Origin of the sequence: Nonomuraea sp. NPDC003560 (assembly GCF_042878785.1) — a bacterium.
In the GTDB taxonomy this organism is placed as follows: Bacteria; Actinomycetota; Actinomycetes; order Streptosporangiales; family Streptosporangiaceae; genus Nonomuraea.
Map to the genome: position 1 here is coordinate 226,173 of NZ_JBIAOF010000008.1, position 13,193 is coordinate 239,365.

The following is a 13,193-nucleotide window of genomic DNA, read 5'->3' on the forward strand; positions in this document are numbered from 1 at the left end:
CATTGAGGGATCGATCCACCTGTGCGACATTTGCGGCAGGCTCTCAGTGAGCAGCGCGGAGGCGGCGATGGTCCGGTCGTGGCGCGCCGCCGCACTTGTCCTGCGGCCGGACGGGGTGAGGGGCCTATGAGCCACGTTCTCGAAAAGCGGTACCGCCGTCTTCTGCGCGCCTATCGGGAGACGCTGTCTCTGCTGGCGGGCGGGTTCACCGTGCGCGCCCGGGCCAGCCGGGCGGCCGGCGTGCCGGGGTGGGCCGACGGTCTGCATCTCGGCGCGCTGGCCGTGGCGGTCGTCACCGTCGCGCAGCTGCCCGTCCTGCCCCACCTCGTCTTCAAGGTGTGGACCGGGGTCGGGGTCGTCCTGGTGGTGGCGCTCGTGCGGGGATGGACGCGGGTCGCGGCTCCTCTCGCGGCGATCGCCGCGCTCCTGACGAGCTGGCCCATCGTCCTGGGATGGTTGCACGGCCCGGTGGTCGACGTCGGCCCGCTGTACGGCGACCTCGGGCCGGTCGCGCCCTACTGGGTGGTCGCGGCCGCGTCGGCGGCGCTCGCCGTCCGGCGGACCGGGGCGGGCCGCGCGTCGGGGCAGGCCCGGTGGTGGGGCGCGACGATGCCCGTCCGGTCGCCGTGGTGGCTGGTCGTCCCGCCGGTCTGCTGGGCGTTGCAGCTCGCGCAGGCGCCGGCGGACGAGACGGTCTGGGGCGTCGTACGGGCCGGCGTCGAGGTGGTGGCCCTGCTGCTGGTGCTGGCCGCCACTCTGGCCGCCCGGGACGGCCGCTGGGCGCTGGCCGCCGCCGTCTACCTGGTTCCCGGCCTGGTCCACCTGGCCGAGAACCTGCCGGTGACCCGGGTGAGCGGTTTCCTGTACTGGAGCGTGCTCACCGTTCTCGTGGCGGCCTCCTTGGCGGCGGCCCGGCGGGTGCGCGTCAGGGCGTGACCTGGAGGTCAGGAGGTGGTGACGAGGAAGCGGTGGAGGCCGCGGCCCACCCAGCGGTCGCGATGGTCCGGCGGCTCGGCCGCGGACAGCGCCGGGAAACGCCGCAGGAGCAGCGGCAGCGCGATGCGGGCCTCCATGCGCGACAGCGGCGCCCCCAGGCAGAAGTGCGGCCCGGCGCCGAAGCTGAGCGGCTGGACGTCCGGACGGTCCGGGTCGAAGCGGGCCGGATCGGGGAAGCGGCGCGGGTCCCGGTTGCCGGCGGCGAGCATGAGGACGACCTTCGTCCCGCCCGGCACCGGGACGCCGGAGACGTCGGTCGCCGTCTCGGCCCACCGGCTGGTCGCCTGGACGGGCGCCTCGAACCGCAGGACCTCCTCCACGTACGCGGTGGCGAACCCCGGCTCCGCGCGCAGCCGCGCGGCCTGGCCCGGATGCTCGAACGCCAGCCGCAGCCCGTGCCCGAGCAGGAAGCTCGTCGTCTCGAACCCGGCGGTCAGCAGCAGCATGAGGTTGCCCACCAGCTCGTCGTGGCTGAGCCGGGTGCCGTCGTCGTGGGCGCGGACGAGCGCGGTCAGCATGTCGTCGGCGGGGTGGCGGCGGCGGTCGTCGATCAGCTCGCCGAAGTAGCCGGCCAGTTCGTCCATGGCCTTGTCGGCGATGGACAGCCTGGCGACGTTGGTGATGCCCTCCAGGGCGATCGTCAGGTCCGAGGCGACCTGGCGGAACCACTTCTGGTCCTCCTCGGCCACGCCGATGAGCGCGCTGATGACGGCGATCGGCAGCCGTGAGGCGAACTCGGCGACGTAGTCGACGGGCGTGCCGCCGGCGCCGAGGTCGGCCAGCCGGTCCAGCAGCCGGTGGACCATCCGCTCGACCGACTCCTGCATCCCGGCCACCCGGGCGGGCGTGAAGCCGCTGCTGACCAGGCGCCGGGTCTGGGTGTGGCCGGGCGGGTTGCGGTACAGCATGGAGTCGGTGTAGCCGCGCAATGAGGAGTGCGAGCGCCAGGCGGGATAGATGTGGTCGTACCCGGCGGCGTCCTGGACGCGGAGGCGGTTGTCGCGCAGCGCGCGGTTGATCTCGGCGTACCCGACGGCGACGGTGAGACCGGGGCGTACCGGGACGACCGGGCCGTGGGCGCGCAGCAGCTCGTACAGCGGGTAGGGGTCGCGGCGGCCCTCGGGGGCGACCAGGGCGGCGACGATCTCGGCGGGGGTCACGGGCGTGCCACCAGCCGGACGATCCGCAGCGCGCCCGCCGGATGCACCGAGGCGACCTCCAGGCCGCACCGCGCGGCCAGGGCCCGCAGGTCGGCGACGGCGCGCTCGCGGCCGCCGTAGTAGACGAGCATGCGCAGGTCCATCCCGGTACGCGGCGACTCGCCGTCGGGGCCGAAGTCCTCCACCACGAAGACCGAGCCGCCCGGCCCGGCCGCCTCGGCGCAGCGGCCCAGGATGACGGCGGCGTCGTCGTCGCTCCAGTCGTGCAGGATCCACGACAGCAGGTAGCCGTCGGCGCCCGGCGGCAGCGGGTCGAAGAAGCTGCCCGCCACGGCCTCGCCGCGGCCGGACAGCCCGGCGGCCGCCAGCGCCGCGGCGGCGGCCCGCGCGGTGGCGGGCTGGTCGACGACCGTGCCGCGCAGCCCGGGATAGGCGGTGAGCAGCGCGATGAGCAGGGATCCGGCGCCGCCGCCGACGTCGACGATCCGGCCGAGACTCCCCCAGTCGTAGCCGGCCACGATGGCGGGGGCCCGGCCGGGGACCTCGGCGGCCATGCGCGCGTCGAACGCGGCGGCGCGGGCCGGGTCGGCGGCCAGGTCCGCCCAGAACGAGCGGCCGAACTGGCGGGGGAAGGCGGCCTCGCCGGTGCGCACGCTGTGCAGCAGGTGGGCGAAGGCCAGCTCGGCCCGGCCTTCCCAGCTCTCGATGTCCAGCATGGCGCGCATCCCGGCCGGATGGTCGTCGCGCAGCTCCTCGCCGATGGCGGTCAGCGTGTACCTGCCGTCGTCGTCGCGGCCGAGCACTCCCCTGGCGGCCAGGTAGCGCATGAGCCGCTCCAGCACGCCGGGGTCGGCGCCCACGGCGGGGGCGAGTTCGGCGCCGGTGGCCGGCGCCTTGGCGAGCCGGTCGGCGATCCTCAGCGTCGCGGCCACCCGGATCGCCATCGGGGTTCCGAGGTGGGCCAGCGCCCACAGGCGATGCTCCGTCACGCGGTCATCGTCACATCGGGGCGCGCGCACGGGCACCTTCCAGAATGCCGCCCGCGCCCGCGCCGGCGGAACAGCGCACATCGCGAGATGGCCGCCGCGCGCGCGGGTGCCACGCTGAGGATGCACCCGTGCTGCCTGCCCAGGGAGATGTCCGATGCCCGATGCCGCGCCGAAGACCCGCCCGCTCACGGGCAGCGAGTACGTCGAGAGCCTGCGTGACGATCGTGAGATCTACCTCTACGGTGACCGCGTCAAGGACGTCACCGAGCATCCGGCGTTCCACAACCCGGTGCGGATGACCGCCAGGCTCTACGACGCCCTCCACGCCGACGGCACCCGTGAGCTGCTGACCTGCCCCACCGACAGCGGCGGCGAGGGCTACACGCACCGCTTCTTCACCACCCCGCGCACGGTCGAGGACCTGGTCGCCGACCAGCGGGCCATCGCGACGTGGGCCAGGATGAGCTACGGCTGGATGGGCCGCAGCCCCGACTACAAGGCCTCCTTCCTCGGCACGCTGGGCGCCAACGCCGGCTTCTACGCGCCCTTCGACGGCAACGCCCGCCGCTGGTACCGCGAGTCGCAGGAGAAGGTGCTGTTCTGGAACCACGCGATCGTGCACCCGCCGGTCGACCGCAACCGCCCGCCGGACGAGGTCAACGACGTCTACGTGCACGTCGAGCGGGAGACCGACGCGGGGCTCGTGGTGAGCGGCGCCAAGGTGGTGGCGACCGGCTCGGCGCTGACGCACTACAACTTCATCGCCCACTACGGCCTGCCGGTCAAGAAGCGCGAGTTCGCGCTGGTGGCCACCGTGCCGATGGACGCGCAGGGCCTGAAGCTGATCTGCCGCCCGTCCTACGGCATGAACGCGGCGCTGACCGGCGGCCCGTTCGACTACCCGCTCTCCTCCCGGCTGGACGAGAACGACAGCATCCTCGTCCTGGACAAGGTGCTCATCCCCTGGGAGAACGTGTTCATCTACGGCGACCTCGGCAAGGCGCAGCTGTTCACCGGCCAGTCGGGCTTCACCGAGCGGTTCACCTTCCACGGCTGCACCCGGCTGGCGGTGAAGCTGGAGTTCATCGCCGGGCTGCTGGTCAGGGCGCTGGAGATCACCGGCACCAAGGACTTCCGCGGCGTGCAGACCCGGATCGGCGAGGTGCTGGCCTGGCGCAACCTGTTCTGGGCGCTGTCGGACGCCGCCGCCCGCAACCCGGTGGAGTGGCGCAACGGCGCGCTGCTGCCCAACCCGCAGTACGGCCTGGCCTACCGCTGGTTCATGCAGATCGGCTACCCGCGGATCAAGGAGATCGTCCTTCAGGACGTGGCCAGCGGGCTCATCTACGTCAACTCCGGCGCGGCCGACTTCAAGAACCCCGACATCCGCCCATACCTGGACAAATACCTGCGCGGCTCGGACGGCACCGACGCCGAGGGCCGCGTCAAGGTGATGAAGCTGCTGTGGGACGCGATCGGCTCGGAGTTCGGCGGCCGCCACGAGCTCTACGAGCGCAACTACGGCGGCAACCACGAGAACACCCGGGTCGAGCTGCTGTTCTCGCAGATGGCCGGCGGCCAGCTGGACGAGTACGCGGCCTTCGTCGACCGCTGCCTCGGCGAGTACGACCTGGACGGCTGGACGGTGCCCGACCTGTCCTCCTTCGAGGAGCTGCGGCGCACCGGCACCGGCTGACCCGCTCGACCCACCCCTGACAAGAGAAGGGCGAACCCACCCATGCGTCCATTCCGCATCGACATCCCCGAGGCCGACCTGGCCGACCTGCACCGCAGGATCGACGCCACCCGCTGGCCGGACGAGCTGCCCGGCACCGGCTGGGAGCGCGGCGTGCCGCTGGGCTACCTCAGAGAGCTGGCCGACCACTGGCGGCACGGCTTCGACTGGCGGGCGGCCGAGGCCGAGCTGAACCGGCACCCGCAGTTCGTGACCGAGATCGACGGCGCCGACGTGCACTTCCTGCACGTGCGCTCGCCGGAGCCGCAGGCCGTGCCGCTGCTGCTGACGCACGGCTGGCCGGGCTCGGTCGCCGAGTTCCTGGACGTGATCGGGCCGCTCACCGACCCGCGCGCGCACGGCGGCGACCCGGCCGACGCCTTCCACCTGGTCATCCCGTCGATCCCGGGGTTCGGGTTCTCGGGGCACACCAGGGAGGCGGGCTGGCACCCGTACCGGGTGGCGCTGGCGTGGGCCGAGCTGATGCGCCGGCTGGGCTACGACCGCTACCTGGCGCAGGGCGGCGACGCGGGCGCGGTGATCTCGCTGGAGCTGGCCAGGCTGGCCCCCGAGCACGTGATCGGCGCGCACGTCAACATGCTGATGGCCTTCCCCTCGGGCGATCCGGCCGAGCTGGCCGGCCTGACGCCCGCCGAGCAGGGGCGGCTGGCCGGGCTGGCGCGGTTCGACGAGGAGCTGTCGGGCTACATGAAGCTGCAGTCCACCCGCCCGCAGACGCTGGCGTACGCGCTCACCGACTCGCCCGTGGGGCAGCTCGCCTGGATCGTGGAGAAGTTCCACGACTGGACGGACTCCGACAAGTCGCCCGAGGACGCCGTGGACCGGGACCGGATGCTGGCCAACGTGTCGATCTACTGGCTGACCGCGACGGCCGGGTCGTCGGCGCGCTTCTACTACGAGGGCGCGGCGGGCCTGAAGATGGCCGCCGAGGGGCACCGGCCGCCGCCCATCACCGTGCCCGTGGGCGTGGCGGTCTTCCCCAGGGACATCTTCGTGCCGGTGCGCCGGCTGGCCGACCGGGACATCCCGACGATCAGCCACTGGACCGAGTTCGAGCGGGGCGGCCACTTCGCCGCCATGGAGCAGCCGGAGCTGCTGGTGGGCGACGTGCGCGCGTTCGCCCGCTCCCTGAGGTAGCCGTACGGACGAAAGGGACGCCGGCGGGGATCCGCCGGCGTCCCTTTCGTCGTTCGGACGGGGTCAGGACTTGAGCAGCGGCACCTGCGGGCGCTGCTCGGGGGCGGCGGCCGGCGCGGGGCCGCCGCCGCTCTGGCACAGGACCCGCAGCATGAGCGCGGGCCGCATGAGCGTCTGCGGCGGGTCCACGAGCCCGGCCACCCGCATGAACGCGGCCGTGACCGCGCCGTCGCGGGCCGCCGCGGCGTGCAGGCGCGCCATGTAGGCGTTGCCGATGCGCACCTTGGCGGTACGCCGCCCCTCCACCCCGGGGAAGGCGAGGTCGGCGCCGGCGGAGATGTCCCACGGGACGTCGATGACCCGCGAGATGTCCCGGAAGAAGGCCCGCCAGGGCGGCACCGCGCCCGCCTGGAGGTGCTCGCGCAGGATCATCGCCTCCATGGCGGCGACGGTCATGCCCTGGCCGTAGACGGGGTTGAAGCTGCACACGCCGTCGCCCAGCACCAGCAGGCCGTCGGGGAAGGCGGGCAGACGCTCGTAGCGGCGCCGCACGCTGGCCGGGAAGGTGAAGGTGACGCCCTCGTCGAGCGGTTCGGCGTCGCGGACGGCGTCGTAGACGTCGGGCACGGGCAGGGACTTGGCGAAGGCGAGGAAGCCCTCCAGGTCGGCCGGCGGGTGGTCGCCCAGGATGCCGGTGAGGGAGAGCATGCTCATGTCGCCGGGCAGCTTGGGGAAGAACGCGCCGCGCGGGTTCGCCGGCGAGGCGACGGGGTTGATCGACAGGTCCTCGCCGTACGGGTCGCGGCGCAGGCGGAAGTGGCGGGTGGTGTAGGCCAGGCCGATCTTGACGCGGTCCTCGTCCGGCCGGGGGAAGCCGAGCTCCTGGAGCCAGGCGGGGGTGCGCGAGCCGCGGCCCGTCGCGTCCACCAGCAGGTCGCAGGCCAGGTGCTCCTCGACGCCGTCCGTCCCGCGGACGCGGACGCCGGTGACCCGGTCGCGGGCCGGGGTCGCGGTCGGCCCGAGGATGTCGGTGCGCTCCAGGAAGCGCACGTTGGGCAGGGCCGAGACGCGGTTCCTGACCTGCTCCTCCAGGACGGGCCTGGTGGCCGAGACGCTGATCAGGCCGGTGGGGGCCGGGCGCAGCCGGCGGCCGTTGAAGTACCAGCGCAGGCTGGTGGCCAGGTCTCCGGCGGGCACCCCGTCGTCGATCATCTGCTGGGTGAGGCCGGGGAACAGCTCGTCCAGGATCTGCTGGCCGCGGGCCAGCAGGGCGTGGGCGTGGCAGCCGTGCGGCACGCCCCGGCGCGGGCCCGCCGCGCCGGTCAGCGTGTCCCGGTCCACCAGCAGGACCTCGGCGCAGTGCTCGGCGAGCACGCGCGCGGCCAGCAGCCCCGCCATGCCTCCGCCGAGCACCACCGCGCGCTGTGCGACGTGAGCGGCCATCTCAGTCACGCGGGCTGTTCTGGTAGGCGGCCAGCTTCCACTGCCCGTCGCGGCGGACGGCCAGCCAGGAGGCGCGGACCGCGCGCTCGGGGGCGACCTCGCTCTCGCCGGCCGCCAGCACGCCGCCCTCGGTGGTCAGCAGGCAGACGTCCTCCGCCAGGAAACGCAGGTCGATGGGCTGCCCGGTGACCTGGGTGCCCTGGTACGGCCCGGCGAAGGCGTGGGTCATGAAGGCGCGGATCTCGGCCTGGCCCTTGCGGTACACGCCGGGCAGGATCATGGAGCCGTCCTCGGTGAAGACGGCGGCGAACGCCTCGGCGTCGTGGGCGGCCCAGGCGGCGATGATCTGCTGCGGCAGGGCGGCGACGGCGAGGGTCTGGTCGGGGGCGGACACGGTGGTCATGGCGATCTCCTTCAGATGTAGAGGGTGTCGGGTTCGAGGCCGCACAGAATCCGCCCGTACAGCTCGGCGTTGGTGTTGGGGTGCATGAGGGCGTGCTGGTTGACGGCGTGCACGTCGCGGGCGATGCGCTGGATGGGCACGTCGCTGTAGATGGAGGAGCCGCCGCTGGCGGTGGCCAGGATGTCGACGGCCTCCTTGGCCAGGCGGCAGACGGCGCCCATGTCGGCGCGGGCGCGTACGCGCTCCTCGATCGTCCACTGGGCGGAGTCGGCGTCCTTGGCGTCCACGGTGGCGGACAGGCGGTGGGCGTGGAACTCGGCCTGGTCGATCTTGAAGGTGGCCTCGGCGACCTGGAGGTGGGTCAGCGGGGCGGCGCTCTGGCTGGCGTACCCGGTGTAGGTGATCTTGCGGTCGGGCAGCCGCTCGAAGAAGACCTCGCGGGCAGCCTTGGCCAGGCCGAGCACGGTTCCGACCGAGGAGGCGGCGGCCACCGGCAGCAGCGGCGAGCGGTAGATCGGGGAGCCGGCGTTGGCGCCGTCGGCGTGCTGTCCCTGGAGGATCGCGCCCAGCGGCATGACCCGCGCGGCCGGGACGAACAGGTCCTGGGCCACGGTGCTGACGCTGCCGGTGCCGCGCAGGCCGGAGGTGTGCCAGTCGTCGATGACGGTCAGGTCGCTCATCGGCACCAGCGCCATGACCGGCTCGGGCTCGCTGTCCGGGCCGACGACGACGGCCACGATCTCCTGCCAGTGGCTGTGGTGGGCGCCGCTGACGAAGCCCCACTTGCCGTTGACCACGATGCCGCCCTCGGCGCGCACGGCCATCGCCGTGGGGCTGAGCGTGCCGCAGATGCGCACGTCGGGGGTGGCGAACACCTCGTCCTGGACGGCCTCGGGGAAGTGGGCGGCCATCCAGGTCGGGATCCAGTAGACCGAGGCCGTCCACGCCGCGGCGCCGTCGGCGCGGCCCAGCTCGGCGGCGACCTCGACCAGGGTGCGCGTGTCCGCCTCGAAACCGCCGTAGCGGCGCGGCGTCCGCAGCCTGAAGACGCCGGCCTCGGCCAGCGCCTCGATCGTCTCCTCGTGCAGCCTGCGGTTCTCCTCCGCCCAGGCCGCGTTCCTGCGCAGGACAGGGCCTGCCTCCGTCGCGCGGCGGACGAGGTCTTCCCGCGCCGGAGCACCTGTCATCAACACCATGTCCTCCCGGGACGTCAGTCGAGACACTGCTCCCTGAACGTCCCATTCGCCGGTTGACGGGCGCATCTTCCGGCGTGCGGGATTGCCGGGCACGCACGGAGATGCGAAGGTCACCGGCGCCGGGCGAGCCTTGAGGGAAAACCCGAGACGAAGGGTTCGCGCAGCATGACAGCCGTCACCCACGCCCCCATGGCTCCGCCCGAGCCCGGGCTCACCCCCGACGAGATCGTCGCCAGGGCCGAGGCCATGGTGCCCGCCCTGGTCGAGCGCCAGGCCGAGACGGAGCGGCGCACCTACTACGCCCCCGACACCCACGAGGCGTTCGCCAGGGCGGGCTTCTACCGCATCCTGGTCCCCCGCCGCTTCGGCGGCTACGAGTTCGGCGTGGAGACCTTCATGCGGGTGTCGATGACGCTCGCGCGGGGCTGCCCGTCCACCGGCTGGATGTACTCCTTCGGCGCGGCGCACACGCTGGCGGTGGCCACGCTGTTCGGCGAGCGGGCCCAGAGCGAGCTGTTCGCCTGCGGGGACTTCGTCTGCCCGGCCACGGTCGCGCCCGGCGGCTCGGCCCGTCCGGACGGCGAGGGCGGGTGGCTCCTCGACGGCACCTGGAGCTACTGCTCGGGAGCCCCGTACGCCACCCACTTCATGGGCCACGTCGTCGTGGACGGGCAGCCGATGTTGTTCGTCGCGCCGCGCGACCAGTGGCGCCGGCTGGACGACTGGGGCGGCCAGCTCGGCCTGAAGGGCAGCGGCTCGCACAGCATCGCCATGCAGGGCGGCCGCGTCCCCGGCCACCTCACGCTGCCGATCCACCTCAGCCAGGCCGTCGTCACCGGCGGCACCCCCGGCCGGGACCTGCACGGCAACCCCGAGTACGGCGGCGGCCCGCTCAGCGTCATGCTGCTCGGCAGCGCGGCCGTCGTGCTCGGCATGGCCCAGGGCGCCCTGGACGCCTACGAGGAGCTGATGCGGACCAGGACGACCATCTTCCCGCCGTTCACCACCCGCGCCGAGGACCCCGACTACCAGTTCTGGTACGGCGAGGCCGCCGGCATGCTCACCGCCGCCGAGGCGGCCATGACGAACGCCGTCCAGCAGTGGAGCCGGACCTGCGCGGCGGGCCCGGAGGCGTTCACCAGGGAGCGGGACGTGCGCCTGGCCACCGTCAGCCGCGAGGTCGCCCGGCTGGCCTGGCGGGCCGTGGAGGGCTGCCTGTTCCCGACGGCCGGTTCCAGCGCGGTCAGGGACGGCCAGCGCATGGAGCGGATCTGGCGGGACATGTCCACCACGCACAGCCACGCCGGGTTCGCGATCTACCTGGCGGCCCTGGCCAACCGGGAGCTGTCCCGCGCCCGGTTCGGCCTGGACTGACCCTCCGGACGGCGAAGGCGGGCCCGGTGAACCGGGCCCGCCTTCTCGTGCGCTCAGTGTCGTGTGCTCGGTCTCGTGCGCTCGGTCTCGTGCGCTCAGTCCACCAGGGCGGGCTCCTGGTCCGGCTGGTGGTGGCCGTCGTGAACCCCGGCGAAGGGCGCCACGCCGCGCAGCCGGACCAGCGCGAGCACGGCCAGCACGGCGCACAGGGCCGCGCTCGCCCAGGCGACCGCGTGCAGCCCGGCGGTGAACGCCTCGCGGGCCGCGCCGAGCAGCGCCGCGCCCTGGTCGGCGGGCAGCTGACCGGCCACGGTGACCGCGCCGGTGATGCCGTCCTGGGCGAGCGCCGGGGTGCCGGCGGGCGGGGCGAACGTGCCCCGGTAGACCGCGGTGCCGAGGCTGCCCAGAGTCGCGACGCCCAGCGCGACGCCGAACTCGCCGCCGGTGGCCACCAGCGAGGCGGCCGAACCGGCCTGCTCCGGCGGGCTGGTGCTCATCGCCACCTGGTTGATCATGCCGCCGACCGGCCCGACGCCGAAGTAGCACACGCCCAGGAAGACGATCAGCGCGGTCACCGCGCCCACGACGACCTGGGTGAGCAGGAGCTGCCCGACGACCGCGATCACCATGCCGCCGCCCAGCAGGTACGCCGGCCGCACCCGGGTGGCCAGCCGCGGGGTGAGGTTGATCGAGACGATGAGCGCGACGGCCGGGCCCAGCAGCCACAGCCCCGCCTCCAGCGGCGACATGCCCTCGACCGTCTGCAGGAACAGCGCGACCTCCATGCCGGTCCCGGTCTGCAGCGCCCCGCACAGCAATCCGATCAGCACCGCGGCGGTGAACGCGCGGTGGCGGAACAGCCGCACGTCCAGCAGCGGGTGGGCCAGCGCGCGCTGGCGATGCACGAACACCGCCCCCACGAGCAGCCCGGCGGCGACCGCGACGGCCGGACCGGCGCCCCAGCCGTCGCGGGCGACCGCCTTGAGCCCGTAGATCAGCGGCAGGATCGCCGCCAGCGACAGCACGACGCTGACCAGGTCGATCCGGCCGCCGGCGGGATCGCGGAACTCCGGCAGCAGCGGGGCCGCGGCCAGCAGCAGGAGCATGACCGGCACGCCCATCAGGAAGACCGACCCCCACCAGAAGCGCTCCAGCAGCGCGCCGCCGACCACCGGGCCGAGCGCGATGCCCAGCATGAACGCCGTGCCCCAGGCGGCCATGGCCAGGCCGAACTGGCGGGGGTCGCGGAACATGACGCCGATCAGCGACAGCGTCGAGGGCAGCAGCGTGGCCCCGGCGACGCCGAGCAGCGCGCGGGCCACGATCAGCATCTCGGGGCTGGTGGAGAAGGCGGCCAGGAGCGACAGCAGGCCGAAGGCCGCGCCTCCGGCCAGCAGCAGCCGCCGGCGGCCGATCCGGTCGCCGAGCGAGCCCATGGTGACCAGGAACCCGGCGGTCATGAAGCCGTAGATGTCGGTGATCCACAGTTGCTGGGTGGCGTCCGCGCCCAGGTCGGCGCTGAGGTGCGGCAAGGCCAGGAACAGCACGCTGATGTCCAGGGCCACGAGCATCGTGGGCAGGAACAGCGCCACCAGCCCGAGCCACTCTTTCCGCCCCGCGCGCGGGGCGCCGTCGTCGGTCACGTCCTCACTCCTTGTTCCCTGGGTTCATGTGGTCAGCTCGATCCGCGTGTGGTCGCCGACCACGAGACGATGGTCGCTGCGGCCGGGAGCGACGGTGGTGTAGCGCCCGATGAGCGAGCCGCGCAGGCCGCTGGCGGCCACGATGGAGGCGCCGTCGAGCACGATGGAGTCGGACAGGCGGGTGGAGCGCACCACGCAGTCGCGTCCGATGGAGGTGCCGGGCCCGATGTGGCTGTCCACGATCAGGGTGTCCGGGCCGATGATCGCCGGTCCCTCGACGACGGAGGCGACCACCCGCGCGCCGGGGCCGAGCACGACGTCGCCGCGTACCAGGCTGGCGGCGTCCACGTGGCCGGCGATGTCGCGGGAGAGCCGGGCCAGCAGCCGCCGGTTGCACTCCAGGACGTCATCGACGCGGCCGGCGTCGCTCCAGTAGCCGCGGTAGAGGCTCGCCCTGACCTCCTGGCCGGACGTCAGCAGCCACTGGACGGCGTCGGTGATCTCCAGCTCGCCCCGCCGTCCGGGGACGATGCGGTCCACCGCCTCGTGGACGGCCGGGGTGAAGAAGTAGACGCCGGTCATGACCAGGTCGCTGCGCGGCTGCTCCGGCTTCTCCACCACCCGCAGCACCGCGCCGGTCTCGTCGGTCTCGACGACGCCGAACGGCCGCGGGTCGGCCACCCGGTGCACCACGATCTGGGCGGCCGGGCGCAACGCGTGGAACTCCTCGGCGATCGGGCCGATGCCGTCGGCCAGGACGCAGTCGCCGAGGTACATGACGAAGTCGTCGCCGCCGAGGAAGGGTCGCGCCAGTTTGACGCAGTGGGCCAGCCCCAGCGGGCGGAGCTGGCGGATGTAGGTGACGCGCGTCCCGAACCGCGAGCCGTCGCCGACGACCTCGGCGATCTGCGCCTCCCTGTCGCCGACCACGAGGCCGATCTCGGTCACGCCGAGCGCGCGCAGGCTCTCCAGCACGTGCTCCAGGACCGGTTTGTTGGCGATCGGGATGAGCTGCTTCGGCATGGAGTGGCTCAAGGGACGCATGCGGGTGCCCGACCCGCCGGACAGCACCAGAGCCTTCATGCTCGCCAGAATC

General features: G+C 73.5%; 11 protein-coding genes. 4 read left to right on the forward strand and 7 right to left on the reverse strand.

The features are described 5' to 3' along the window. Positions 1-126: 126 nt before the first annotated feature. Positions 127-936, forward strand: coding sequence for a hypothetical protein (locus tag ACFYUV_RS29845; RefSeq protein WP_387673742.1), 810 nt, complete (start codon positions 127-129; stop codon positions 934-936). A gap of 8 nt (positions 937-944) precedes the next feature. On the opposite strand, the gene ACFYUV_RS29850 is transcribed toward ACFYUV_RS29845, so the two are convergent. Further along, positions 945-2,156, reverse strand: a complete 1,212-nt coding sequence (locus ACFYUV_RS29850) for a cytochrome P450 (protein ID WP_364335433.1) — start codon at positions 2,154-2,156, stop codon at positions 945-947. Further along, the gene (locus ACFYUV_RS29855; protein ID WP_387673745.1) at positions 2,153-3,145 is read right to left on the reverse strand and encodes a methyltransferase; all 993 of its coding nucleotides are present in this window, start codon (positions 3,143-3,145) and stop codon (positions 2,153-2,155) included. Before ACFYUV_RS29855 ends, ACFYUV_RS29850 begins: the two co-directional genes overlap by 4 nt. A gap of 154 nt (positions 3,146-3,299) precedes the next feature. Here ACFYUV_RS29855 and ACFYUV_RS29860 point away from each other — a divergent pair, with 154 nt between their 5' ends. Together ACFYUV_RS29860 and ACFYUV_RS29865 are read left to right on the forward strand one after the other, a co-directional pair. Beyond that, positions 3,300-4,841, forward strand: coding sequence for a 4-hydroxyphenylacetate 3-hydroxylase N-terminal domain-containing protein (locus tag ACFYUV_RS29860; RefSeq protein ID WP_352359656.1), 1,542 nt, complete (start codon positions 3,300-3,302; stop codon positions 4,839-4,841). Positions 4,842-4,883: 42 nt separating this feature from the next. Beyond that, positions 4,884-6,038 (forward strand): epoxide hydrolase family protein, encoded by a 1,155-nt coding sequence (locus ACFYUV_RS29865; protein WP_387673748.1) that lies wholly within the window; start codon positions 4,884-4,886, stop codon positions 6,036-6,038. A 63-nt stretch (positions 6,039-6,101) separates the two neighbouring features. On the opposite strand, the gene ACFYUV_RS29870 is transcribed toward ACFYUV_RS29865, so the two are convergent. The 3 genes from ACFYUV_RS29870 to ACFYUV_RS29880 are packed head-to-tail and all read right to left on the reverse strand — an operon-like array spanning position 6,102 to position 9,071. Next, complete coding sequence (locus ACFYUV_RS29870) at positions 6,102-7,481, reverse strand: FAD-dependent oxidoreductase (RefSeq protein WP_358295642.1); 1,380 nt, start codon at positions 7,479-7,481, stop codon at positions 6,102-6,104. 1 nt (position 7,482) lies between these two features. Beyond that, positions 7,483-7,884 (reverse strand): SgcJ/EcaC family oxidoreductase, encoded by a 402-nt coding sequence (locus ACFYUV_RS29875; protein WP_358295174.1) that lies wholly within the window; start codon positions 7,882-7,884, stop codon positions 7,483-7,485. 11 nt (positions 7,885-7,895) lie between these two features. Continuing rightward, positions 7,896-9,071 carry an acyl-CoA dehydrogenase family protein gene (locus ACFYUV_RS29880; protein ID WP_358295171.1) on the reverse strand — a complete coding sequence of 392 codons (1,176 nt, stop codon included), beginning with the start codon at positions 9,069-9,071 and terminating at the stop codon, positions 7,896-7,898. A 174-nt stretch (positions 9,072-9,245) separates the two neighbouring features. On the opposite strand from ACFYUV_RS29880, the gene ACFYUV_RS29885 reads away from it, so the two are divergent. After that, positions 9,246-10,454: an acyl-CoA dehydrogenase family protein gene (locus tag ACFYUV_RS29885; RefSeq protein ID WP_387673753.1), complete on the forward strand. Its 1,209-nt coding sequence runs from the start codon at positions 9,246-9,248 to the stop codon at positions 10,452-10,454. A gap of 95 nt (positions 10,455-10,549) precedes the next feature. On the opposite strand, the gene ACFYUV_RS29890 is transcribed toward ACFYUV_RS29885, so the two are convergent. Then, on the reverse strand, positions 10,550-12,025 hold the full coding sequence (locus ACFYUV_RS29890; RefSeq protein ID WP_387674353.1) for an MFS transporter: 1,476 nt from the start codon (positions 12,023-12,025) through the stop codon (positions 10,550-10,552). A 96-nt stretch (positions 12,026-12,121) separates the two neighbouring features. Next, on the reverse strand, positions 12,122-13,180 hold the full coding sequence (locus ACFYUV_RS29895) for a glucose-1-phosphate thymidylyltransferase (protein ID WP_387673756.1): 1,059 nt from the start codon (positions 13,178-13,180) through the stop codon (positions 12,122-12,124). Positions 13,181-13,193 lie beyond the last annotated feature (13 nt).

Excerpts from the sequence above, each read along its gene's own strand:
- ACFYUV_RS29845 (WP_387673742.1), top strand. The coding sequence starts at position 127 with ATGAGCCACGTTCTCGAAAAGCGGTACCGCCGTCTTCTGCGCGCCTAT.
- ACFYUV_RS29860 (WP_352359656.1), top strand. The coding sequence starts at position 3,300 with ATGCCCGATGCCGCGCCGAAGACCCGCCCGCTCACGGGCAGCGAGTAC.
- ACFYUV_RS29865 (WP_387673748.1), top strand. The coding sequence starts at position 4,884 with ATGCGTCCATTCCGCATCGACATCCCCGAGGCCGACCTGGCCGACCTG.
- ACFYUV_RS29870 (WP_358295642.1), bottom strand. The coding sequence starts at position 7,481 with ATGGCCGCTCACGTCGCACAGCGCGCGGTGGTGCTCGGCGGAGGCATG.
- ACFYUV_RS29875 (WP_358295174.1), bottom strand. The coding sequence starts at position 7,884 with ATGACCACCGTGTCCGCCCCCGACCAGACCCTCGCCGTCGCCGCCCTG.
- ACFYUV_RS29880 (WP_358295171.1), bottom strand. The coding sequence starts at position 9,071 with ATGACAGGTGCTCCGGCGCGGGAAGACCTCGTCCGCCGCGCGACGGAG.
- ACFYUV_RS29885 (WP_387673753.1), top strand. The coding sequence starts at position 9,246 with ATGACAGCCGTCACCCACGCCCCCATGGCTCCGCCCGAGCCCGGGCTC.
- ACFYUV_RS29890 (WP_387674353.1), bottom strand. The coding sequence starts at position 12,025 with ATGCTCGTGGCCCTGGACATCAGCGTGCTGTTCCTGGCCTTGCCGCAC.
- ACFYUV_RS29895 (WP_387673756.1), bottom strand. The coding sequence starts at position 13,180 with ATGAAGGCTCTGGTGCTGTCCGGCGGGTCGGGCACCCGCATGCGTCCC.